General features: G+C 63.6%; 16 protein-coding genes and 1 pseudogene. 11 read left to right on the forward strand and 6 right to left on the reverse strand.

Going from position 1 to position 23,552, the window contains the following annotated elements; genetic code table 11:
• The first annotated feature begins 148 nt into the window (after positions 1-148).
• A pseudogene (locus CFR80_RS11115) lies at positions 149-981 on the forward strand (energy transducer TonB family protein).
• 131 nt (positions 982-1,112) lie between these two features.
• Here the strand turns inward: CFR80_RS11115 and CFR80_RS11120 are convergent.
• Both CFR80_RS11120 and CFR80_RS11125 read right to left on the reverse strand, forming a co-directional pair.
• On the reverse strand, positions 1,113-2,600 hold the full coding sequence (locus CFR80_RS11120) for an alpha/beta hydrolase-fold protein (RefSeq protein ID WP_010515014.1): 1,488 nt from the start codon (positions 2,598-2,600) through the stop codon (positions 1,113-1,115).
• A gap of 325 nt (positions 2,601-2,925) precedes the next feature.
• Positions 2,926-3,990 carry an L-idonate 5-dehydrogenase gene (locus CFR80_RS11125; protein WP_010515012.1) on the reverse strand — a complete coding sequence of 355 codons (1,065 nt, stop codon included), beginning with the start codon at positions 3,988-3,990 and terminating at the stop codon, positions 2,926-2,928.
• A gap of 493 nt (positions 3,991-4,483) precedes the next feature.
• On the opposite strand from CFR80_RS11125, the gene CFR80_RS11130 reads away from it, so the two are divergent.
• The 3 genes from CFR80_RS11130 to CFR80_RS11140 all read left to right on the forward strand — a co-directional run bounded on the left by CFR80_RS11130 (position 4,484) and on the right by CFR80_RS11140 (position 8,255).
• Positions 4,484-5,827: a GntT/GntP/DsdX family permease gene (locus tag CFR80_RS11130; RefSeq protein ID WP_010515011.1), complete on the forward strand. Its 1,344-nt coding sequence runs from the start codon at positions 4,484-4,486 to the stop codon at positions 5,825-5,827.
• Between the two features lie 11 nt (positions 5,828-5,838).
• Positions 5,839-7,329 carry a carbohydrate porin gene (locus CFR80_RS11135; RefSeq protein ID WP_010515010.1) on the forward strand — a complete coding sequence of 497 codons (1,491 nt, stop codon included), beginning with the start codon at positions 5,839-5,841 and terminating at the stop codon, positions 7,327-7,329.
• 125 nt (positions 7,330-7,454) lie between these two features.
• Positions 7,455-8,255: an OBAP family protein gene (locus tag CFR80_RS11140; protein WP_010515009.1), complete on the forward strand. Its 801-nt coding sequence runs from the start codon at positions 7,455-7,457 to the stop codon at positions 8,253-8,255.
• A gap of 830 nt (positions 8,256-9,085) precedes the next feature.
• Here CFR80_RS11140 and CFR80_RS11145 read toward each other — a convergent pair.
• Positions 9,086-9,397: a hypothetical protein gene (locus CFR80_RS11145; protein ID WP_010515006.1), complete on the reverse strand. Its 312-nt coding sequence runs from the start codon at positions 9,395-9,397 to the stop codon at positions 9,086-9,088.
• A 301-nt stretch (positions 9,398-9,698) separates the two neighbouring features.
• On the opposite strand from CFR80_RS11145, the gene CFR80_RS19855 reads away from it, so the two are divergent.
• Positions 9,699-9,827 carry a hypothetical protein gene (locus tag CFR80_RS19855; protein ID WP_010515005.1) on the forward strand — a complete coding sequence of 43 codons (129 nt, stop codon included), beginning with the start codon at positions 9,699-9,701 and terminating at the stop codon, positions 9,825-9,827.
• Positions 9,824-11,425 (forward strand): B12-binding domain-containing radical SAM protein, encoded by a 1,602-nt coding sequence (locus CFR80_RS11150; RefSeq protein ID WP_010515004.1) that lies wholly within the window; start codon positions 9,824-9,826, stop codon positions 11,423-11,425. The genes CFR80_RS19855 and CFR80_RS11150 overlap by 4 nt, the downstream gene beginning before the upstream one ends.
• 264 nt (positions 11,426-11,689) lie before the next feature.
• Here CFR80_RS11150 and CFR80_RS11155 read toward each other — a convergent pair whose 3' ends face one another.
• Positions 11,690-12,649, reverse strand: a complete 960-nt coding sequence (locus CFR80_RS11155; protein WP_010515002.1) for an alpha/beta hydrolase — start codon at positions 12,647-12,649, stop codon at positions 11,690-11,692.
• 497 nt (positions 12,650-13,146) lie between these two features.
• Here CFR80_RS11155 and CFR80_RS11160 point away from each other — a divergent pair, with 497 nt between their 5' ends.
• The gene (locus CFR80_RS11160) at positions 13,147-14,043 is read left to right on the forward strand and encodes a fructose bisphosphate aldolase (protein WP_010515000.1); all 897 of its coding nucleotides are present in this window, start codon (positions 13,147-13,149) and stop codon (positions 14,041-14,043) included.
• Between the two features lie 145 nt (positions 14,044-14,188).
• Here the strand turns inward: CFR80_RS11160 and CFR80_RS11165 are convergent, their stop codons facing one another.
• Positions 14,189-15,634 carry a helix-turn-helix domain-containing protein gene (locus CFR80_RS11165; protein WP_029329552.1) on the reverse strand — a complete coding sequence of 482 codons (1,446 nt, stop codon included), beginning with the start codon at positions 15,632-15,634 and terminating at the stop codon, positions 14,189-14,191.
• A gap of 265 nt (positions 15,635-15,899) precedes the next feature.
• On the opposite strand from CFR80_RS11165, the gene CFR80_RS11170 reads away from it, so the two are divergent.
• From CFR80_RS11170 to CFR80_RS11185, 4 genes are all read left to right on the forward strand, one after another.
• A complete protein-coding gene (locus CFR80_RS11170; RefSeq protein ID WP_010514997.1) occupies positions 15,900-16,772 on the forward strand; it encodes an AMP-binding protein in 873 nt (290 codons plus the stop codon).
• 338 nt (positions 16,773-17,110) lie between these two features.
• Positions 17,111-20,284: an efflux RND transporter permease subunit gene (locus CFR80_RS11175; RefSeq protein ID WP_110507362.1), complete on the forward strand. Its 3,174-nt coding sequence runs from the start codon at positions 17,111-17,113 to the stop codon at positions 20,282-20,284.
• Entirely contained in the window at positions 20,277-21,452 is a 1,176-nt protein-coding gene (locus tag CFR80_RS11180; protein WP_029329551.1) for an efflux RND transporter periplasmic adaptor subunit, read from the forward strand. The genes CFR80_RS11175 and CFR80_RS11180 overlap by 8 nt, the downstream gene beginning before the upstream one ends.
• Entirely contained in the window at positions 21,442-22,902 is a 1,461-nt protein-coding gene (locus CFR80_RS11185; RefSeq protein WP_110507363.1) for an efflux transporter outer membrane subunit, read from the forward strand. Before CFR80_RS11180 ends, CFR80_RS11185 begins: the two co-directional genes overlap by 11 nt.
• 150 nt (positions 22,903-23,052) lie before the next feature.
• On the opposite strand, the gene CFR80_RS11190 is transcribed toward CFR80_RS11185, so the two are convergent.
• The gene (locus CFR80_RS11190) at positions 23,053-23,490 is read right to left on the reverse strand and encodes a hypothetical protein (protein ID WP_010514991.1); all 438 of its coding nucleotides are present in this window, start codon (positions 23,488-23,490) and stop codon (positions 23,053-23,055) included.
• Positions 23,491-23,552 lie beyond the last annotated feature (62 nt).

Raw genomic sequence — 23,552 nt, forward strand, 5'->3', positions numbered from 1 at the left:
TGCGTCCTCAACCGCATGGACATTGATCGCCTCGATCCGCATGCTCACACGACGGACAGCAAGGCATTGTCAAGCTTGAAAAACTTTCGGATCGGGCTCTCAGGGTTTCGCTGGTCACCCTGCAGGGGCACGATGACGGGGCAGGGCCATGACGGACGTGGCTGATACGCTGGTTGCGCAATGCGATCCCGTCACGCGGTCTTTTGCCCACTGGCAGGACAGCCGGGACCGGCAGGCCCGGCGTGCGGACGCCATGTGCTGGGGCCTGTCCTTTCTGGGTGTGCTGGCGGTTACGGGGGGAACGGTGGGGTGGATCATGCGCCTGCCCCCCCGCCTGCGGCCATTGCCATAGATATGGCGCCCGAACCGGTGTCCACCCCCGCGCCGCCGACCGATGTTGCGGTCGGCCCGAAGCAGACGCTGTCCATACCGGACCCGCAACCCGACCCGCCGCCGCGCATTACGGCCCCCCCTGCGCCTGTCCCCACCCCGCCGGTGCCCGTGCCGAAGGACGAAAACCGCAGGCCACCCAGAAAAAAGACCCGGCCGGCCCTGTCGCAGGAAAAGCGGGTGCCGGACAGGCTGCCACCAGCCGCGGCCACGACCGCGCCCCCGTCCACCGACACCCCGCCCGCGCCGACGCAGGCGGCACCGGTGGCGGGATCATCTTCCGCCCACGCGGCGCATGATCCGCTTACGTGGCAGGGCGCGCTGCTGGCGCAACTGGAAAAGTGCAAACGCTATCCCCCCGCCGCCATGGACAGCCAGCACGAAGGCACGCCCACCGTAACCTTTTCCATGGACCGCGGGGGCCATGTACTGTCTGTCCGGCTAGCCAGCAGTTCCGGCCACCCCCTGCTGGATCAGGAAGCCATGGCGCTGCCCCGGCGCGCGCAGCCCCTGCCCATTCCGCCCGACAGCGTGCCGGGAGATCCCATTACGCTGACCGTTCCGGTTGAATTTCACCTCAATCAGGACTGACCCCTGCGTGGTCCGCTGGCGCCGTGGTGGTGAATCTGTGGAACAGATATTGCTGGGTGCTGTCCTGTTTGTAAAAAAGGCGACGTTTTCTGAAGCTTTTTTTATTTCCTGGGGATAGCCGCAAAAGTTCCTTATGCCTTTACCTGATCCAGCAGCCAGTCCCGCGCGGCATTGATATGGAAGAACTTCCGCGCGGAGCCCATGTGGTCAACACTTTCAAAAGTCAGGAAGGTGATGTTGGCGTTCGCGGACAGGTAGCCGTTGATCTGGTCGGTCAGCTTCTGCTGGCTTTCCACGGGGAAAATCATGGTGGGGTCAAGATACTGTTTGGGGCGGACGACCTTCGCCCCGGCCTTTTCCCAGACCGGCACGCATTTTTCGTTCCATGGCGTGGCCTTGTCATCTTTCGATCCGGTAATGATCAGCACCTTCTGGCTGGCCAGTGGCAGAAGATCTGACGGTCGCTGCTGGCCTGCAATGATCAGCCCGGCGGCAAATGTCTGCGGGTGGCGCGCCATAAGCCACAGTGACGTCATGGCCCCCATGGACCAGCCGGTGCAGTACACCCGCTTCGGGTCGATTTTCAGGACCTTGTCGCATCTGTCCGCAAGGTTGGGGTTGCCGAAATTCCATGTATTGCCGAGCAGGGATTCAACCAGTCGGTATGTATTTTCAACATCGGACGTGTGTTCCCAGTAATCATTCATGGTCGTGCGTTCGTAACGCGGGGTAATGACCACGCATTCGCGCCGGTCCTGCACTTCGGGCAGGCTCCAGATACTTGCGATACACTGTTCGGTCAGCGTCTGCGCGCAGGTGCCATCGGGGCTGGTGCCCGAATGGGTTACCGCCAGGATCAGCGGGTAGGCACGGTTTTCCCCGCCTTCGGCCAGAAAGGATTTCGGCAGGTAGATGCTGTATTCCAGCCAGGTGGAACGCGTATCGTCCCACCACCAGTGATTCTGTTCCCACGCATCCACGCCACGGATCGCGACACGGTTCCCGCGCCGGTCGGCATTGGTCCAGACGGTGGTGCTGGCGGCGTACACCGCGCCAGCCGTTGTCCTGACGGCACGGTTCTGCTTCAGGCTGACCCGGTCACTGTCGGTCGTGGGCAGGCTGAGGTCCGGGTCATGGTGGAATTCGGCAATGACGTAGCGGCCCGGGACACTTTTGCCGTCGGGGCGCAGGGCGGGTCCGGCATTGGTGTAGATGGCGGCAACGGCGCGCGAGCGGGCGGTGGCGGTCGTGTGATTCTTGTCTGGTTCATCCGGCATGCCGGGAAAGAACCCCGTGGCGGCGGGAAAAACGGCGGTTGCATAGGTATCGGGGGTAAGGCTGGCCGGGTCGATGGCGACATCGTATTCCACCGCGATGCCATATACCTTTTCCCCACCGCCGGTAACTTCGCACAGCGCGCAGATACCCTGCAGGCCGGGGGTTTTCTTTTTATGCGGACCGGGGCCGTCGTCGCCGTCCGGCCCGGCGGAGGACGCCGCCATGAAACCATGCCCGCCCCCCGCCGCGTGCGCCTGCTGCATGCCAAGCCCGATGGTCGAAGCCGCACTGGCCAGAACAGCCCCGACGGTTACGAAGTTACGTCTTGATACATCGGCCATGTGTCTTCTCCCGTTCCGGTCGCGCGTCATTATGACAGGCGGCAACACCATCAGACAATGCGCGGATAGTATTGCGAAAGCCGGGAAACAAAACTCTCGAAATGTTTCATCCGCCTGATATGCCTGAACGGCCGGGCGACGCGTGTGCTGGCGGGACGGTGGACCTGATGACAGGTTCCGGCTGCTGTCTTTTTTTTAAAGACGATGTGACCTGACGCTTTTTATTTTCAGGATATTTTGCGCATGCTGGCGGGAAAGAGGAAGGACCGGATGAATGGATATACCCCTTCCCGACAGTACAACAGCGGGAAGGGGTATCATTGTTCTAATCCGGCAGGGACAGCAGTATTTTTGCCGCCTGTGTGCGGTCCGGGGCAAGGGCGAAGGCGGCGGCAAAGTCGCTTAGCGGAAACTGCTGGGTTACTACGATATCAGCAATTTCCGGCCGTTCGGCCAGCAGGGCAAGGGCTGCGTCAAATTCCGTATCAAAGCGGAACGTGCCACGGAAATCGAGTTCGCGGCTGATGATCTGGGCCACCGGCACCGCCACGTCGCCCGGCGGGAACATGCCCACCTGCACCAGTATGCCGCCGCGCCGGGTGCGGGCTATGGCGCCGGGCAGCGCGCGGGGCACGCCTGTGGCTTCAAATACGATATCGAATTCTTCATCTACCGTGTCATGCCGCGTGTTGTGGCAGGCATCCGCGCCCAGTCGCGCAGCACAGCGCAGGGGAAAATCCTCCAGGTCGGTCACGACAATGCGGCCCGCTCCATGGTGGACCAGCCCCGCAACCAGCAGCAGCCCGATTGGCCCCGAACCCTGCACCAGCACGCTGCGTCCCCGCACATCGCCCGCCCGCGCAATGGCATGCAGCCCCACCGATAACGGTTCGGCCAGGCAGGCGCGGCGGGTATCAAGGCCGGGGGGAAGATGGCGCAGTTGTGCCGCGCTGACGATCATGGCGCGGCTGAACCCGCCATCGGTATGCGGGTCATATGCTGCACTGCCCAGAAAGCGCATGTTCCGGCACAGGTTGCGCTGCCCCCGGCTGCATTCGGGACATGCGCCGCAGGGCCGCGCGGGGTGAATGGCCACGGCGTCCCCTACGGCAAAGCCGTCCACCGCGCCCCCCACTGCGGCAACGGTGCCCGAAACCTCGTGCCCCAGCACCATCGGTGCATGCAGAACGGATGCGCCCACGCCGCCATGGGCAAAATAATGCAGGTCCGACCCACATATGCCGCCCCACGCCATGTTCACCCGCACTTCGTCCGGGCCGGGGGGCGGCAGGGTACGCGTGTCCAGACGCAGGTCGCGCCGGGCGTGGATGACCAGGGCTTCGGTCCGGGTAACTGTCTCTTCCCTGTTTTTGGTAATGTACACATTCATGGTGCTGTCTGCCTTTGATCAGTCCCGTCCATACAGGCAGGGGCAGGACGCAGCGTGACGCCATGGCTGCCCCACGGAAAATCATATCGGCCCGGTCCTGTATGCGTGACATATTGGTGCGCGGCTGTACCGCGCGGCACCCAAACGATCCGGATGGATGAAAGGTTGCGGCAGGGGAGGGGCCACGGGCACGCGCGAAAAAGTTGCCGCCAGCAGCCATCACGACAGCGCATTATATAATAATTTAATAATGGAACCCGGGCATGCGGTCCACTCCGTCCATATTGTGCCGCGCACAATGCCCGATTGACCGAATTGTAACAGAAAATCTGTCTATATTTGTAATGTTTTGTTTTTATTCCAGATACTGACGGGAATGGCAGCCGTTCCGGTCGAATCCGGGCAATAATGTCATAACATTTACTTTATGACGCAGGCTTCCCACCGATCGGGCGCGTTAGGCGTGGTGTCAAACCATGGGAGTATTTACGGGATGAGCACGGCATTTGCCATCTCTCTTGCTGTAACGGCAATTCTGGCCGTTATTGTCCTGATCGCCCGGTTCCGTCTGAACCCTTTCATTGTCCTTTTTATCGTCTCCATCGCCCTTGCCCTGTTTGCGGGCATGCCGGCGGACCATGTCGTTGCGTCGTTTGAAAATGGCGCGGGCCACGTGCTGGGCCATGTTGGCACCGTCATTGCACTGGGCACCATGCTGGGCAAGATGCTGGCGGAATCCGGTGGTGCGGACCGCATCGCGCTGACCATATCCGCGTTCGCGGGGCGGGAACGCGTGGACTGGGCCATGATGGTGATTGGCCTGCTGATCGGCCTGCCGGTGTTTTTTGAAGTGGGCTTCGTCCTGCTGATCCCGCTGGTGTTCGTACTGGCCGACCGCACCAGCATGCCCCTGCTGCGGGTGGCGCTGCCCATGGGGGCGGCGCTGTCGGTCACGCATGCGCTTATCCCGCCCCACCCGGCGGCCCTGCTGGCGTTAAGCGCGTACCATGCCAATATCGGCCATACGATCATGCTGGGCGTCGTGATCGGCACCCCCATCGCGGTGATCGCGGGGCCGGTCTTCGGGCGGTTTGCCTCGGCCCGTGTGCCGCTGACGGAGGCCAACCCGCTGGCGGAACAGTTTGTGAAGCATGAACCCGCGGACAACATGCCGGGCTTTTTCCTGACGGTGGCAACCATCCTGTCGCCTGTCATCCTCATGCTGGTCGGTTCGCTGGCTGACCAGATCACGACGGTGCATGGCACGGCCAACACGGTGCTGCATTTCGTGGGCAATACGGATATCGCGCTGGTGCTGGCGACGTTATTGTCCTTTTACGTACTGGGGGTGGCGCAGGGGTTTTCGGCCGCCACCATCCTGCGCTTCACCAACGAATGCCTTGGCCCCACGGCGCTGATCATGCTGCTGATCGGCGCGGGCGGTGGCTTTGGCCGGGTGCTGATCGACAGCGGGGTGTCGCGCGCCATTACCGATGCCGCCCTTGGCGCGCACATGCCGCTGCTGGTGCTGGCGTGGGTTCTGGCGGCCATCGTGCGCGTGGCGTGCGGGTCGTCCACCGTGGCGATGGCAACGGCGTCGGGCATTGTCGCCCCCATCCTGGAACACAGCACCGGGGTTTCACCCGAACTGATGGTGCTGGTGACCGGGGCGGGATCGGTGGCCTTTGGCCCGATGAACGACGCGGGTTTCTGGCAGATCAAGGAATATCTGGGCCTGACCGTACCGCAGACCATAAAGACATGGTCGGTGCTGGAAACGCTGATTGCGGTATGCGGGCTGGTCTTCTGCCTGATCGCTTCCATTTTCGTGCATTGAAGGGACGCATCATGCTGTTTCCTGATACCGCAATGCCGGTGCATGCGCGCAATATCGCGCGGACGGCAATGCAGGCCGCCGCCCTTGCGCTGGGCGGCCTGCTGTACGGGGCCATGCCCGCCGGGGCACAGGTCATGGATCGTGACATCGGATCGGCCCCCAGCCTGCTGGTGTCGCGCCCGTTGCCCAGGCATGCCTCGCACAAGACATGGGTGCCGCCGTTTTCCCAACCCGAAGCGGTGGCGCCAAACCCCGTGTCAAAATGGCTGCGCCGTCGCGGCATCAACTTCCTTGTGGACAATACCAATGAATTCGCGGGCGCGATCACGCCGCCCACGCGGGGCAGCACGCCGGGGTTCAGTAATTACAAGCAGGGGGCCAGCAATGCCGGGCAGTACGCCATGCAGCTGGATGTGGACTGGGACAAGCTGGCGGGCTGGCACGGGTTCGCCACCCATATGATAACCGTGGGCCGGTATGGCACGACCGCCAACCGCATGTTTGGCGACTGGCTGAACCATGCATCCGAAGATTACGGCGGCGGTGGCAACGTGGTGGTCCACCTTGTCTATGCCTATGGGGAGGAAACGCTTCTGGGCGGGCGGCTGGCGATTGCCGCAGGCCGCATGTCCGAAATATCGGATTTCGCGGCCAGCCCCCTGTTCTGCAACTTCCAGAACGGCAGTTTCTGCGGACGGCCCAAGGGCATTACCGACACCAATTACGACGCGGGCTACCCCGCGGGCACATGGGGGTTCCGCGTACGTGGCCGCCCCGCCCGGTCGGTTTACGTGCAGACCGGCCTGTACCCGATTGAAAACGGGATTTACCAGGTGTACCAGCACCGCACAGGCTTCAAGTTCAATGGCGCGAACATCATCGGTTATGCAGCACCAATCGAAACCGCGTGGGAACCTGTGTTCCGCCATGGCACCCTGCCGGGACATTACAAATTCGGCGCGCAGCTGTTCAGTACGCCGCAGAACGACAATTACCTTGACGTGGCCGGCGCGCCCTATGCGCTGACGGGTCGCAAACAGAGGCAGCATGGCGCGTCATGGTCCACATGGGTCATGTTCGACCAGCGCCTGCTGCATTACCATGACAAGGATTCCGGCCTGACCGCGCTGTCCGGCGCGATATATAACGACCCACGCACGTCGCTGCGCAAATACCTTGTGTATGCGGCACTGATCAATCGCGGTTACTTCCGCTCGCGTCCGTATGACACGATGGGTTTTGCCCTGACCTATACACGGATTGCCGATGGCGTGACGATGACGGAACAGAACATGATCGACATCGGAAACCGGAGCAGCCTGCCCAACCATGCAACCGGCGTGCAGCGCGACACGGTCGTCATGGAAGCGAATTACGCGATACATGTCATGCCGGGCGTGATCTTCACCCCCCTATTCGAATACTACATCCACCCCAATGCCCAGTCCAACCTGCGCGATGCCGCGCTGCTGGGATTCAAGAGCCATATCCAGCTCATGTAACACACCACGGACAGGCGGCGTTGCCCTGTCGCCCCGCCGGGCGCGTCCGGCAGCAGGCGGCAGGCAACCCCGGCGGGCCGGGGGCTTTATGGCGACATGGTTCATATGGCCAGAAAGGACGGACAATGTCGTTCCTGCACAATTTCACCTGTCGCCGCTGTTTCAGCCGCAGTCTTGCCGCAACACTTGTTGCAGCGCCCCTTGCCGCGCTGGCCGGGCGCGGGGGGCGTGCACGCGCGGCGGACAGGCCACTGGCCCCGGCGCCCGGCAGCCCGAAATCCGCACGCAGCGATGTGCTGGACACGGCGGCGGATGCGCTACAGGTCAAAAGGCCCATTGATGCGATGAGTGAGTACCTGAACGGGTTTCATTTCTATGCCGATGACATGGGCCGACAGGTCGAGGCCAATCATTTCTGCACGCACCTGACCGAGGACTTCCACCAATGCGTGATTTACGAAGCCAACCAGAAGAACGCCAAGCTGATCGGCATTGAATACATTGTAAGCGAGCGTCTGTTCCGGACATTGCCGGAAGACGAAAAGAAATTGTGGCACAGCCATCATTACGAGGTGAAGTCCGGCATGCTGGTCGCCCCCGGCGTGCCCGATCTGGGGGAACATGCGTTCATGACCGACCTTGTGACCACGTATGGCAAGACATGGCATACATGGCAGGTTGACCGGAACCCGGACTTCCCGCTTGGCATCCCGCAGCTGATGATGGGATTTACCGCAGACGGGCAGGTCCGGCAGGCATTGCTGGATGACCGGGACCGGCGTTTCGGGGTATCCACCGCGGGCGAGAAAAAGAACCGCGCCGATATTCCCACGCCCCGCATCGTGCCCGGTGCGAATTCATGGCAGGGGGGCACGGCCATGCAGGTGAATATGGTGGAACGGCCGGTAAAAAACCTGAAGGGATAGACGGGCAGCCTTCCGTTGGTAGGGCAATGTTGCCCGATATCCGGCCCGGCGCGCCATTGCCCGCAACGGCGCAGGAAAAGAACGGACACGGTTCCTGTCACTTCATGGAAATACTGTTACGGTATTTTATCTGACATGATGTTTTACAGGTGAACTTACGTGGACAGGAAGCCGAGAATACGTCCCGCAGGGCGGATCATCCCTGCCTGACCAGTCCGGATGCGTCCTTAACTTATGACGTGTTGTCCGGAAATTCGGAAAAAAAGATAATGATGCACACCGCGCGGCACGGTTGAACACGGCGAAACCTGCCAGCAGGCCGCATTATGGGACCTGGCCGGCGAAACAGGTCTTCGCCTGCCGGGCCTCAGCCCTGAAATATGGCGGAGTTTGTTTGAACCGCAGCTTACGGACGGCGCAACCGCTCCGGCCGATAAGCATTTTTTTACCGGCTGGCCCCGGCCGCACGATAAAGGCCATCAGGGCTGGGCATGATGATCTGCCGCGTTCGCTGGTTCGTGCCGTCCGTGATCGCGGGCATATGGCACGCGCATTCCGTGCAGGTATCAGGCGCCGGGGATTGCGTCCCGTTACCCCGCTGCGGCGTAAGCATCGCGTGCACGCACCGCCATCCGGTCAGAAAAGGTTAAAGGGCTGTCTGAAACATTCTGTCCGGAACATATCCAGCCTTCAGACCGCTTCGGAAGACGTCGCCTTTTTGGGAAAAGGCGACACCCAGAGACTTTTGCTGTTTTGCCCAGCGGTCTCTTTTCAAACAGCCGCGCTGGATGACTGTCGGGTTGTTGCGGCACGCGGTGGGATGACTGGTCCTAATCCTGTTTTTCCGCGTTCCTGCGGCGGGTTTCGGCGGCTTTCCGCGCCGACGCCGAACGGTCTGCCGCCGGACGGTGGGCGGAAGCAGCCCCGCCCGTTTCCCCGCCCTTGCGTGACGGGGCGTGCGTCACGGCGTGACCCCGGCCCGATCCGCTTTTCTTGCCGCCGCCCGTTTCCTTGTTGACGGTGGCCCATGCGCGGCGTTCGGCCTCTTCCTCGCTGACGCCACGTTGTTCGTAACTGTCCTCGATATGTTCGGCCTGTCGCTTCTGCTTGTCCGTGTAGGCGGATTTGTCACCACGTGGCATGATTCATGCTCCCGTTTCCTGCGGTTGGGGCGTGCAGGCCGCCCTGCCGTGACAATGCACGGCGACGGGAAAAGTTTTCGGTATCACCGCATGGCCCTGTCGTGGCGTTTCCGGACCCTGGAAAAAGCGGTACAGGGAACTTTTTTCACAATCCGCGCGCCATTTTACAGGCAGGACACTGAAAAGTGCCTTATTTCTGTTACATTGAGAAATAAAACCATCATATATCGCCAGTAATCATCTATCGCCATGACAGGGCAGGGGGTGTAGGAACGGTTCCATATACAGATGGAAGATCCATATGACGACCGTTCGTCCGCAGAATGTCATTCCGCCACAGATGGATCCGTCCGTCCGCATGGGCCACGCCCCCAGCCGGGGAGGTCACTTCAATCCTGAACGGGAGGCACGCCAGAAGGTGCCAGCATGATGTCCGATCGCTGCAGGGTCCTGATGGTCTTCCCGCTTTTCAACGCCAGTTCATTCTGGAATTATCAGGCGGCCTGCGATCTGGCCGATGCGCGCTACCCCGCGGCGCCGCTGGGGCTGATTACCGTTGCGGCCATGCTGCCCCCGCACTGGGATGTGCGGCTGGTCAACCGTAATACCGAAACCCTGAGCGATGATGATATCGACTGGGCCGACATGGTGATGACCGGCGGCATGCTGCCGCAGCGCAACGACGCCCTCCATATCATCGAGACATGCCATGCCCGTGGGCGGCCGGTGGTGGTGGGCGGCCCCGATGTCACATCCAGCCCGGATCTTTACCGCGCCGCGGATTTTCAGGTCCTGGGCGAGGCGGAGGAAATCATGGCCGGTTTCATCGCCGCCTGGCGCGGTGGTGAACGGCACGGCGTGTTTGAAGCGCCAATGGGCAAGACGGATGTTACAAAAAGCCCGCTGCCGCGTTTCGACCTGCTGAAGCTGGACCAGTACCTGCATGTGGGCGTCCAGTTTTCGCGCGGGTGCCCGTTCAGTTGCGAATTCTGCGACATTATCGAACTGTATGGCCGGGTGCCGCGCACCAAGACGAACGGGCAGGTCATGGCTGAACTCGACGCCCTGTACGCGCTGGGATATCGCGGGCACGTGGATTTTGTTGATGACAACCTGATTGGCAACAAAAAGGCGCTAAAGAAATTCCTGCCCGACCTCAAGCGCTGGCAGGATGCACGGAACTTCCCCTTCGAATTCTCGACCGAGGCATCCATCAACCTTGCCGATGATGCCGACCTGCTGCGTAGCCTGTCCGAAAGCAATTTCTTCGCCATATTCGTCGGAATCGAAAGCCCGGATACGGATTCCCTCGTGCTGATGCAGAAAAAGCAGAATACGCGCCGCAGCCTGCGCCAGAGCATCGAGACGATCCACAAGGCCGGAATTTTCGTCAACGCGGGCTTCATCGTCGGCTTTGACAGCGAGAAGGGCAGCGTGGCCGCAGGCATGATCGACTGTATCGAGGATACCTCGATCCCGGTCTGCATGGTCGGCCTGCTGTATGCCCTGCCCACGACCCAGCTGACGCGCCGCCTTCTGGCCGAAGGGCGCCTGTTTTCCGGCGGCGGGGATACGCAGTCGGGCGACCAGTGCACGGCAGGGCTGAATTTCGAAACAAAGCGCCCGCGCCGTGACGTGCTGAACGATTACCGCACGGTGCTGAAGGCAATTTATGACCCCGTGGCCTATTTCGGCCGCGTGCGGCGGTTGGGCCGGATGTTGCGGCGTGGACGGACACACCGGATGGTGAAGGGGGATCTGCGCAGCTTTGTCCGGCTTCTGCTGCGCATTCATCGCGCGGGGCCGGGAACAGCGGGACAGTTCTGGCGCATGCTGGTGGACTGCGCGCTGCATAACCCACGGGCATTGCCGTATGTGGTCATGACCAGCGCGCTTTACCTGCATCTTGGCCCGTTTGCCCGGCAGGTCGTGTGTGAAATCGATCAGGAAATCAGCAATGTCGACACGGGCCGCTGGCAGGCGCCGCCATCCGTGATGTCGGCTGGCGCGGCACTGGTCCCGGCCTGATCCGTACCGTCCTGTCCCCCGCGGCGCGTGCTGGCGCGCCGTAGTGGGGAAGCATGCATGCCGGTTGCATGGTCCCGCCGGGTAACGAGGCAGGAGACATGCGCGCATGTCCGGCCATGTCATTATCGCACGTTAATGTGATTGCGCGGGCCATTTCATGGGTCTGGCCTGCATTCTGCGCAGGGCCTGCTTCGCGAATGCCGCCTTTCCAAAGAAGGGCGGCACCCGCAAGCTTCCGCTTTCCATCCACCGGTCGTGTCGCGGTCAGTCCCGCGTAATGGCGCGTTTCAGGGCAGCGAAATAGGACTGTGTGAACGCCCGGCTTAGCGGTGCATCGGGAATGAATACGTCAAAGACGTGATAGGCGCCGGGAATGACGCAGACCTCGGTTGGCACGCCTGCGGCCATCAGGCGCCGGGCATAGTCCAGATCCTCGTCCAGGAACAGGTCCAGCGACCCCACGCCAATATAGGCGGGCGGCAGCCCGGTCAGGTCCGCCGCGCGGAAGGCGGCGGCATATCCGGGAACACCCGCGCCGCCCGGTATCTGGCCCAGATAGGCGTTCCATGCGTAATGATTGGCGGCCCGCGTCCAGATATATTCCCCCATGACCGGGGGCGGCATGACCGTGGTCCCGGTCCGGTCATCCAGCATGGGATAGATCAGAAGCTGGAACAGCACCGGGACCTCCGCCCGGTCGCGCGCCATCAGCGCCAGACACGCCGTCAGGCCACCGCCCGCGCTGTCGCCGCCAATCACGATACGCTGCCGGTCAATGTCCAGTTCCGCCGCATGGCCATGCACCCATTTCAGGACGGCGTAGCAGTCCTCGATGGCGGCGGGATAGGGGGCTTCGGGCGCCAGGCGGTAATCAACGGAGAATATGACCATGCCCAGTTCGCTGACGATCTGCCGGCAGCGTGCGTCATCCACCTCCGGCGTGCCGCTGACAATGCCGCCGCTGTGGATATAGACCAGCGCGGGCGCGCCGGGGTGGCTGGCCACGGGCCGGTAGGTCACGACCGGCACCTGTGGCGCGCCGGGCGGTCCGGGCACGTGGCCGGTCGTGACCGTTACATCGGGATAATGCCGGACCCTGACATTGCGGATGGCGGCAATGAACGCCTTGCGGGTTGCGTCCAGGGTCGCATCCGAAATGCCATCAAAGGACGGAAGGACCTCCAGGGCCGCGCGGAACTCCGGGGCGACAGGATTGGGGGACATGATGATTTCTCCACGTTATCCACGCCCACGATAGGGTGCGCGGCGGGAAAGGCCTCATCACGTCCAACTGATTGAACATAAAGTGTTATTTGAAAAATGCCCGGTCTGCACCCCTCTGCCGGACACATGGGCGCACATGGCCCCCGTCCGCGCAATGCAGGCATGCTGCCGTGGCCGCCATGCAGTCGCGCCGTGACTGGCGGTGGCCGGCAGCCCCGGAAAACGGCGCGCCCGGCGGATGCGGGGGACCGGCCCGCCGGTCCGGCCGGGGCGCATGCATTGACCTGGCGCATTGACCGCCCGGGCGCATGCGCGGAATATGCCCGCGTGATATCGCCTTACGCGACTGTTCGGAAACGGGAGCAGGGTCGTGCCTATTTTTTGTATTTACGTCCCTTCACCTATATTTTAATTTGTTAATCAATGAACTCGCGGAAGGTTACATATAATAATCATTCACCCACGAGTGATATATATCAAGCATAGGATAGATCGTCATGCCTGTTGGCCAGATGCGTAAGAACATGTCGGAAAACGCGGGCTTCATAGCAGCGCTGGACCAGAGCGGGGGCTCCACGCCGGGCGCGCTGCGGCATTACGGCATACCCGACAGCGCCTACAGCACCGATGCCCAGATGTTTGCCCTGATGCATGAAATGCGGGTGCGGGTCATCACCGCGCCAGCATTCACGGGGAAGAAGATCCTCGCCGCCATCCTGTTCGAGCAGACCATGAACGGGCTGGTGAAGGACACGCCCGTGCCGACCTATCTGTGGCGCGAAAAGGGCGTTGTCCCCTTCCTGAAGGTGGACAAGGGGCTGGAACCCGAGGCGGGGGGCGTGCAGATGATGAAGCCCATCCCCACGCTGGAGGCCATGCTGGATCAGGCGGTCAGCAAGGGCATTTACGGCACGAAGGCCCGGTCGGTCATCCGCCTGCCCGAACGTGAGGGCGTTGCCGCGATCGTGAAGCAGCAGTTCGCCCTGGCCGAACAGGTCGCGGCCCGTGGCCTTGTGCCCATCCTGGAACCCGAAGTCCTGATCAGGAGCCCGGACAAGGCCGGTGCGGAAGCCCTGCTGCATGATGAACTGCACCGTGGGCTGGATGCGCTGCCCGGTGACTATCCGGTGATGATCAAGGTCTCGATCCCTGAAAAGGCCGACCTTTACCTTGATCTGATCAAACACCCCCGCGTGCAGCGCGTGGTGGCGCTGTCGGGTGGTTACCCGCGCGATGAGGCGTGTGAGCGTCTGGCAAAGAACCACGGCATGATCGCCAGCTTCTCGCGCGCGCTGCTCGAAGACCTGCGCTACACCATGACGGACGCGGAATTTGACGCAGCCCTCGCGAAATCCATCGACCAGATCTACGCGGCATCGACCCACAAGGACTGATCCCTGTCGCCTGCACTACAGGCATGAAAAAACGGCTCCCGGTAAACGGGGGCCGTTTTTTTTCAGGGCGGCAGGTTCTGAAGCCTTTTGGAAAACGCTTCACCAGAACCTTTTGTTTCCGTCAGTCCTTTCGTTAAAGATTTCCTTACGGCACTGCGCGGTAGGGGGCGATGCCGCGTCCTTCATTATCAATATCGACACGGTGCCCGACCATGGGCAGCGCCCGGTGGTGGCAGTTTTCGCGGGTGCAGGCGCGGCAGCCCGGCCCGATGGGAATGATCATGCGCGGATCATTCAGGTCCAGCCCGGCGGAATAGACAAGCTGCCCGGCATCGGCAATGGAACACCCCAGCACCACGGCGGTCAGCCGTGGACGGTCAAGGTAGGATATGCTGTTGCGCCCCACGGTGCGGGCGATATTCAGGTACACCGCGCCATCGGTCGTCTGTGATAGCTGGACCTGCACCTGCAGCGGCGTGCTGAACGCGCGAAAGATGTTCCACAGCGGGCAGGGACCGCCAAACCGGGACTGGGCAAAGCGGTTCGCGCTGAAGCTTTTCAGGATATTGCCCGCGATGTCGGTCTTGAGAAAGTAGAAGGGTATGCCCTCGCTGCCCGGACGCTGCAGGGTGCTCAGGCGGTGGCAGGCCTGTTCAAAACTGACGCCGAAATGGCGCTGCAGGCGTTCCAGGTCATGGCGCACCTCATGCGCGGTGGCGCGGAAACGGTCATAGGGCAACAGCAGCGCGCCCGCGAAATAATTGGTCAGGTAGACGCGCGCCAGCCCCCGGGCCTCGGCCTCACGCAGGGGGGAACGGCGGATGGTGCGGGCAAACACGGCCTGATGTTCGATCTGGCCCAGCGCCTGCGCCATCCAGAACGTGCTGCTTTCCGATGGCACCATGCGCGACAGGAACAGCGTGCGCCGTCGCCGGTCCATATGCCACATCAGGCCCCTGCGGCTCAGTCCCAGATCCACTTCGGTGCGGATGCCGTGATGGTCCAGCAGGTAGCGGGCCAGTTGTTCGGCGGGACTGGCGTCATCCAGATGCATCCGTTCGGACTGCCGTTCCGCCGTGCGGTCAACTTCGTCGAAATAGTTGCGCTGGGTCTGTACCCAGTCGTTGACGGCCTCGTACGGTTCCACCCGGTCGCCCGTCGCCTGCGGTCCCGTCCGGGCGGGCGGCGTGCTGCCCACCAGCAGGGCGGCCGCATGTTCATGCCGCAGCAGGTAGGCGCGATACAGCCGTATGAACTGCGCGCACAGATCGGGGGCCGCGCGCATGGCGGCATGGATGCTGTCGCGCCGGACGGCCTGCGTATCGAATACAGGATCGGCCAGTATTTCGCGCAGGGCCTGTATGCCGCGCGTTTCTTCAGTATCGCTGAAATAATCCACCCCGACCGAAAATATATCGCATAGCGGGTCAAGCAGCGATGCGGGCAGGGGGCGGACATCGTGCTCGATCTGGTTCAGGTAACTGGCGGATATGCCAAGGCGGGTTGCCAGCGCGCTCTGGGTCATGCCGGCACGGTTGCGCTGGTGGCGGATGCGCGAACCGGTAAAGGTCTTGGTGGCGGCTTTTTTCATCTTCGCAATCTTTGCAATCGGGGGCGCTGCGTTCGCTTCTTTAAACGGCAAAACGTCTTCCGCCCGCAATCGGGATTTGTCACAGTCCGGGACACGAAAAAAAGACGGGAACGGCACGGGTGCCACGGCATGGCCGGGCGGGGGCCGGGGCTTTTCCGGACGCGGGCATGGGCCTGCGGGCCTGCCCGCCATGCGCTGCCTCTCCTTCAACTGACCGCCGCCCGGCGCACGGGCCGGTGCGTCGCAACGAACAGGGACCACGACCATGACCAGCCATTTTCACGACGATTACGCCACGCTGTCCGCCCCGCCCGTTCGGGCCTGCATCCCGCGCGTGACGGGGCGCATGGCGCGGCAGCCCGCCCCGATGCCGTTCGGGCAGGGGCGGCGCATGCTCAACCTGTCCGCCCTGTGCGTGGACCGCCATCTGGGCGACCATGCGGACCGGGCCGCCATTACCGGGCCGGAAATCGTGTCCTACCGCAGCCTGCATGAACGCGTCTGCCGCCTTGCAAACGCGCTGAACGACCAGGGGGTGCGGCGCGGGGACACGGTGGCGGTCACCCTGCCGCCGGGCGTGGACGGGATCGTGGCGGTTCTGGCATGCATGCGCATTGGCGCGGTGCATGTGCTGCTGGCTGGTGGGCTGGACGCGCCCGCCATGGCGGCGGGGCTGTCGGAATGCTGCGCCGTCGCGGTTATCGCGGGTGGGGATGCGGGCCATGACGCCACGCAGGCCGGGATGAAATCCACGCTGGACCGGGCGCTGGCCATGGCCGGGTCGCGCAGCCGGGTCAGGATGGTGCTGGTGGCCGCCCCAGCGGATGCGCCCCTGCCGATGCAGGCCGGACGCGACCACCGGTATGACGCGGTCGTGGACTGGTACGAACCTGACTGCCCGCCCGAAACCACCTGTGCGGATGACCCGCTGTTCATGCTGTATCGCGCGGGTGGGGCGCATGGCAGTGTTCATACGGTGGCGGAATACGGGCGGCTGGTGTCCTACACAATGGACATGCTGTCGCCACACGGCGACGGGGCGCTGCCGTACGGCATGATCGACATGGCATGGCGAACGGGGCAGAGCGCCCTTGTGATTGGCGTGCTGACACAGGGCGGCACGGTTTGCCTGTCCTGAAACACGAAGGGATGTCTGGTGAAGCCTTTTTCCCAGAACGCTTCGGGGGACGTCGCCTTTACTGAAAAAAGGCGACACCCGGAAACTTCTGTTGCGACCTGACCAGTGACCTGTTTCCACATGGCGCCTGAACCTGCCTGAAGAAAACGCCGGCTGTCTCCACCCGGTCGCCAGACCCTGCGGGATGTCTGGCGCCGGGGCCGCACAGACCCGGACCATGCGCCATGATGCAAAATTATCCGCACCCCCATAAACCGGCCAGCGGACCGGGCGTTACCTGTAGCCGGGCCCCACGAAAACCATAGGGCAGCGTAGCCGACAGGAAACAGGCAGGTGGCATGAATGCAATTGTCCAGCTGGCGCTTGCCCGTCCCTATACCTTTGTCGTGATGGCCATCCTGATCGCCATGGCCGGCGTGCTGTGCGCCATCCGCACGCCCGAGGACATCTTCCCTGAAATCGGCATTCCCGTCATCGCGGTGGCGTGGACATACAGCAACCTGTCGCCACAGGACATGTCCGGGCGCATCGAACTGCCGTTCCAGCGCGTGCTGACCACGACGGTCAACAATATCGAACATATCGAGGGGCTGTCCCTGACCGGCATCGGCGTGACCAAGGTGTTTTTCCAGCCCGGAACCGACATCCGCATCGCCAACACGCAGGTCACCGCCATTGCCCAGACCATACTGCGCCAGCTGCCCATCGGCACCACGCCGCCGCTGATCCTGAATTACAATGCCTCCACCGTGCCCATCGTCCAGCTGGCGCTGTCGGGCGAGGGCATGACCGAACAGCAGCTGTATGACTATGGCTTCAACTTCGTGCGCAACCGCCTGATTACGGTGCCGGGGGCGGCCATCCCGTTTCCCTATGGCGGGAAGGTGCGCCAGATCCAGATGGACCTTGACCCGGCAAAGCTGCAGTCGCGCGGGGTATCGGCGCAGGACGTGGGCACCGCGCTGTCCACCCAGACACAGATCACGCCCGCGGGCTTCGTCAAGATCGGGGAATACCAGTACAATTTCCGCCTGAACAACGCGCCCCTGTCCGTTGACCTGCTGAACATGCTGCCGGTGCGCACGGTCAATGGCGCGGTGGTGCGGGTGCGTGACGTGGCCCATGTGCGCGACGGGTCCACGCCGCAACAGAACGTGGTGCATGTAAACGGACAGCGTTCGGCACTGCTGACGGTGCTGAAATCGGGGGCGACATCCACCATCGCCATCGTGCAGGGGATCAGGGCGATGATCCCCGATGCGACGCGCGGCCTGCCGAAGCAGCTGAAAATCCGGCCCGTCAATGACCAGTCGCTGTTCGTCCGCGCGGCCGTCAACGGGGTCATGCGCGAAGGGGCGATCGCGGCCGGGCTGACCAGCCTCATGATCCTGCTGTTCCTGGGGTCATGGCGGTCCACGCTGATTGTCGCGACCTCCATCCCGTTATCGGTCATGGGGGCGATCGCGGCACTGGCGGCACTGGGGCAGACGCTGAATGTCATGACGCTGGGCGGTCTGGCGCTGGCGGTCGGCATACTGGTGGATGAGGCGACGGTCACGATCGAGAATATCGAGCGCCATCTGGAAATGGGCCAGGACGTGCATGCGGCCATCATCGACGGCTCGGCGGAGATCATCGTCCCCGCCTTCCTGTCGCTGGTGTGTATCTGCATCGTGTTCGTGCCGATGTTCTTCCTGCCCGGCGTTGCGGGCTTCCTGTTCGTGCCCATGGCGCTGTCGGTCATGTTCGCCATGGTCATGTCCTTCATCCTGTCGCGCACGCTGGTGCCGACCATGGCCATGTTCCTGCTGCGCGCGCATGAGGACGTGAACCACCGCGAGACGGTCCTGACCCGTTTCCAGCATGGTTTCGAGCGGCGTTTCGACGCCCTGCGCACCCGTTACGCCGCGCTTCTGGGCAGCGTGATGGCGTATCGCGGGCGGTTCGTGATCGGGTTCGTGTGTTTTTCGGTGCTCAGCATGGGGCTGCTGCCCTTCCTTGGCCGCAACTTCTTTCCGCAGGTCGATGCGGGTACCATGACGCTGCATGTGCGCGGTCCGATCGGCATGCGGATCGAGGAGACGGCGGCCCTGTTCCAGCGCATTGAAAAACTGATCCGCCAGCGCATCCCCGCGGGCGAACTGGCCTCCATCACCGATAATATCGGCCTGCCCACCAGCGCCATCAACACCGCCTATAACGCATCGGGCACGATCGGGCCGCAGGATGGCGACATCCTTGTGGCGCTGAAGGAAAACCACGGCCCGACCGAACGCTATATCCGCGCGCTGCGCCGTGACCTGCCGCGTGCGTTCCCCGAGGCCAGCTTTGCCTTCCTGCCATCCGACATCACCACCCAGATCCTGAACTTCGGCGCACCCGCCCCGATCGACATACAGGTATCGGGCATCAACCCCGATGAGACACGGCAGTTCGCGCAGAAGATCCTGCATGCCATCCGCCGCATTGACGGGCTGGTTGACGCCCGCATCCAGCAGCCCGGCCATTACCCCGAACTGCGGTTCGAGGCGGACCGCACGCGCATCAGCCAGCTTGGCCTGACCGAAGGCGACGTGACCACAGCCATCGCCATCTCGATTGCGGGCACGGTGCAGACCGCGCCGCTGTACTGGCTGGACCCGCACAGCATGGTCACATACCCCATTGCGGTACAGATGCCCGAATACCGGATCAGTTCGCTGGCGGATATCATCGGCCTGCCGGTAACGGGGGTCTCGACGCCACAGCTGCAGGTTCTGGGCGCGCTGGGCACGATCACGCGCGGCGCGACCTCCCCGGTGGAGGCGCAGTACAACATCCGCCCCCTGATCGACGTGTTCGCCGGTGGCGATGGCCGCGACCTTGGCGCCATCGCGTCCGACGTGCTGGCGGTCCTGCGCCATCTGGACCACGAACGGCCCGGGACGGTCACCGTCACGCTGCGCGGGCAGTACCAGGCCATGACCACGGCGTTTTCGGGCATGGGGTTCGGGCTGCTGGGGGCGATCGTGCTGATTTACCTGCTGATCGTCATCAATTTCCAGAGCTGGATCGACCCGTGCATTGTCATCCTTGCCCTGCCGGCGGCGCTGGCGGGCATATGCTGGATGCTGTTCGCCACGCATACGCCCCTGTCCGTGCCTGCGCTGACGGGGGCGATCATGTGCATGGGGGTGGCGACGGCCAACTCCATCCTTGTCATAAGTTTCTGCCGCGACCAGATGGGCGAACATGGCGATGCGTCGCGCGCGGCACAGGCGGCGGGCAGCACCCGCCTGCGGCCCGTCATCATGACCGCGCTGGCCATGATGATCGGCATGCTGCCCATGGCGCTGGGGCTGGGTGAAGGGGGGGAACAGAACGCGCCGCTGGGGCGGGCGGTGATAGGCGGGCTGATGTTCGCCACCTGTGCCTCGCTGTTTTTCGTGCCGGCGCTGTTCACCATCATCCACGGATCGCGCGCGGACGGGGCGGCGGGTGATGCAGCGGACGGGGCGCGGGCCAATGGCTGATACCCACGCCGCCACCGTCCATGGCGGGCCAGGGCCGCGCCTGCGCTGGATCATCGTGGGCGGGGCGTGCGTGTTCGGGATCATCGTGGTGGCTGGCACGCTGACGCGCCTGCATGACCGCCACCGGCTGCATGGTGAAAATGTCGCGGCCCTGATACCCGCCGTGACGGTGGTGCACCCCGGCGGCCATGCGGTGGACACGCTGGTGCTGCCCGCCATCCTGCAGGCATGGTACAGCGCGCCCGTCTATGCCCGCACCAGTGGCTACCTGCGGCAGTGGTATGTCGATATCGGGCAGAAGGTCACGGCGGGGCAGCTTCTGGCGGAAATCGACACGCCTGATGTGGACCTGCAGCTGGCGGGCGCGCGGGCGGCGCTGGGCACGCGCACGGCACAGCGCGACCTTGCGCGCATCACGTCGCGGCGATGGGACAGGCTGAATGCCCTCAATGCCGTATCGCAGCAGGAAACGGATGAACGCCGGGGCAACCTTGCGGCAAGCGAGGCCACGCGCCATGAATCGGCGGCGGATGTCGAACGTCTGGAAACCCTGTCCGGGTTCAAGCGCATCATCGCCCCCTTTGCCGGGGTGGTGACCAGCCGCGCCACCGATATCGGGGCGCTGATCGTGGCGGGAACGGCAGCCAGCCAGCCGCTGTTTACCGTATCGGACGTGACCCGGCTGCGGCTGTACGTGCGCGTGCCGCAAGCCTATGCCGCGCGGATGCATGACGGTTTTGCCGCGCGCTTCACGGTGCCCGATTACGGCACCCGCCCGTTTGACGCCCGCCTGATCCATTCCGCCGACGCGGTGGATTCCCAGTCGGGCACCATGCTGGTCCAGCTTGTGTATGACAATGCGGCCAACCTGCTCAAACCCGGGGCCTATGCGCAGGTGACCTTCAGGTTTGACGGTCCCGGCCCACAGGCCCCGCCGGCGGTGCGCATTCCCGCCAGCAGCCTGCTGTTCCGCCGCGAGGGAACGGGTGTCGCACTGGTGGACGGAAGCGACCATGTCCGCATCCGGCCCATATCCATCGTGACCGATTTCGGGACCGAGCTGGAGGTCACGGGCCTGTCGGCACAGGACCGGGTCATAACCAACCCCCCTGATGACATTGGCGATGGCGACCCCGTCCACCCGCATGAGGCCGGGCATGGCGCCTGAACGCGGCCGGGTGGTGGTGTCCATGCTGGTCGTGCTGTGTGGCTGCAACCTTGCGCCGCGCTACCACCGCCCGACACTGCCGGACATGCCCGCAACCTTCCGCGAAGCCGGCCCGTGGACCCCGGCGCGCCCTGCCGATGCCACGCCGCGCGGCGCGTGGTGGACGGCCATGGGTGATGACGGCCTGAACCGGCTGGAAGACCGGATCGAACACGGCAGCCCGCAACTGGCCAGCGCCGTTGCGCGGTATGATCAGGCGCGCGCGCTGGTGCGCCGGGCGCGGGCCGATTTCTTTCCACAGATTGACGCGACCGCCAGCGCCCAGCGCGAACGCGCGCTGTTTGCCGCCACGGGCCGGTATTACGAATACCCCGATGAGGCCACGGGCGGCACCGTATCGTGGGAACCCGACATATGGGGTCGCATCCGCAATCTGGTCCGTGCGGCGCGCGCGGGCGCGCAGGCCAGTGCGGCCGACCTTGCCGCCGTCCGCCTCAGCCTGGAGGGGGAACTGGGCGATGACTATTTCCAGCTACGCGGCCTTGATGCCCGTATTGCCCTGCTGCACCGCACGATCGCGGCGTACGGGGCGGCGCTGGCGCTGACGACAACGCGCTTTACCGGCGGGGCGGCGAATGAACTGGATGTCGGCCGCGCCCACACGCAGCTTGCCACCACGCAGTCCGCACTGGACCAGCAGGTGGCGGACCGGGCGGTGGTCGAACATGCCATTGCCGTGCTGATTGGCGAACAGCCCTCGACCTTTTCCCTGCCACCCGTTGATGACCTGCCAGCCGTGCCGGTCATTCCGGTAACCGCGCCGTCGCGCCTGCTGGAACGCCGGCCCGATGTCGCGGCGGCGGAACGGCACATGGCGGCGGCGAATGCCCGGATCGGGGTGGCGCGGGCGGCCTTTTTCCCCAACATCACGCTGGGGGCCAATGGTGGGTCGGAAAGCACGACCGGCATGCTGGCATCGGCCGGGACCGGGGTGTGGGCGCTGGGTCCGGCGCTGGCCACACTGGCCATATTCGACGGGGGGCGGCGGTTCGCCAACCTTGCCCTGACACATGCGCAATACGCGCAGGCGGCGGCCGATTACCGGCAGACAGCCCTGAGCGCCCTGCGGGAAGTGGAGGACCAGCTTGCGCTGCTCAACCATCTGGCCGATGCGGCGTCCCGGCAGGGTGAGGGGGTGGTGGCCGCCACGCGCACCGACAGCCTGGCCGCAGTAAAGTACCGCGAAGGGGCGGTGGATTACCTGCAGGTCGTCATTGCCCAGACCGCCGAACTGCAGGCGCGCGAGGACCTGATAACACTCGATACGCGGCGCCTTGTCAGCGGCATCGACCTCATGCGCGCCATGGGCGGGGGCTGGACGGCGGATGCCGCGTCCCCTCGCGGGGGCGGCACGCAGCCACCCGGCAGGTCAGCAAAAAGTTTCTGGTGAGGGTGTTTTCCACGATGCGTCAGGGATCGCCATCAGTCCGGAAAACGGGGCCCAAAAAAAAGCCCGCCTGCCATGGGGGAGGGGGACCCCATGGCGGGCGGGCAGGAAGGCGGCGGGCCTGCGCGCCACCGCCGGTTTGTTGGCTGCTTGTTATTCGCCAGCCGCCCTCTGGGCGGTGGCATCCGTATGGGCCGTGTGCTGCTGCCACGCCGCGCGGGCATTGATGGCGCGGTGACGGATGGCCGAGGGCAGCAGGTCGCGCAGGATATTCATCGCCGCGCGGTCCGACAGGCCGGTCTGGCTGGAAAACCGTTGCAGTTCCGCCGGGCGGAACAGGGCGTGGATGGTGCTTTCATCCGCCACCGAGGTGTTGTCGCGTTCCTGCCATGTGCGGATCAGCGGCAGCATGCCCATTTCCTCCGCCCGGTGTTCCAGCATGCTGGGCTGGTCCGGCGCGGGCAGGGGGCCAAGGATGTCATTCAGCACCGACAGCGCGCCGGAACGGTCCCCCTGTGCACCAGTCAGGAAATCACCGATGGCGGTCGTCATGTCGGAAATGTTTTCGGTCAGGTTTCGTGAGATTTTCATGTCAGCCTCCGAACGTCGGCGGGGCGGTCCGGGCCTGTGCCACGGCCTGCCCCCGGAGTTTA

This window comes from Komagataeibacter oboediens (genome assembly GCF_003207815.1).
GTDB classification, from domain to species: Bacteria; Pseudomonadota; Alphaproteobacteria; order Acetobacterales; family Acetobacteraceae; genus Komagataeibacter; species Komagataeibacter oboediens.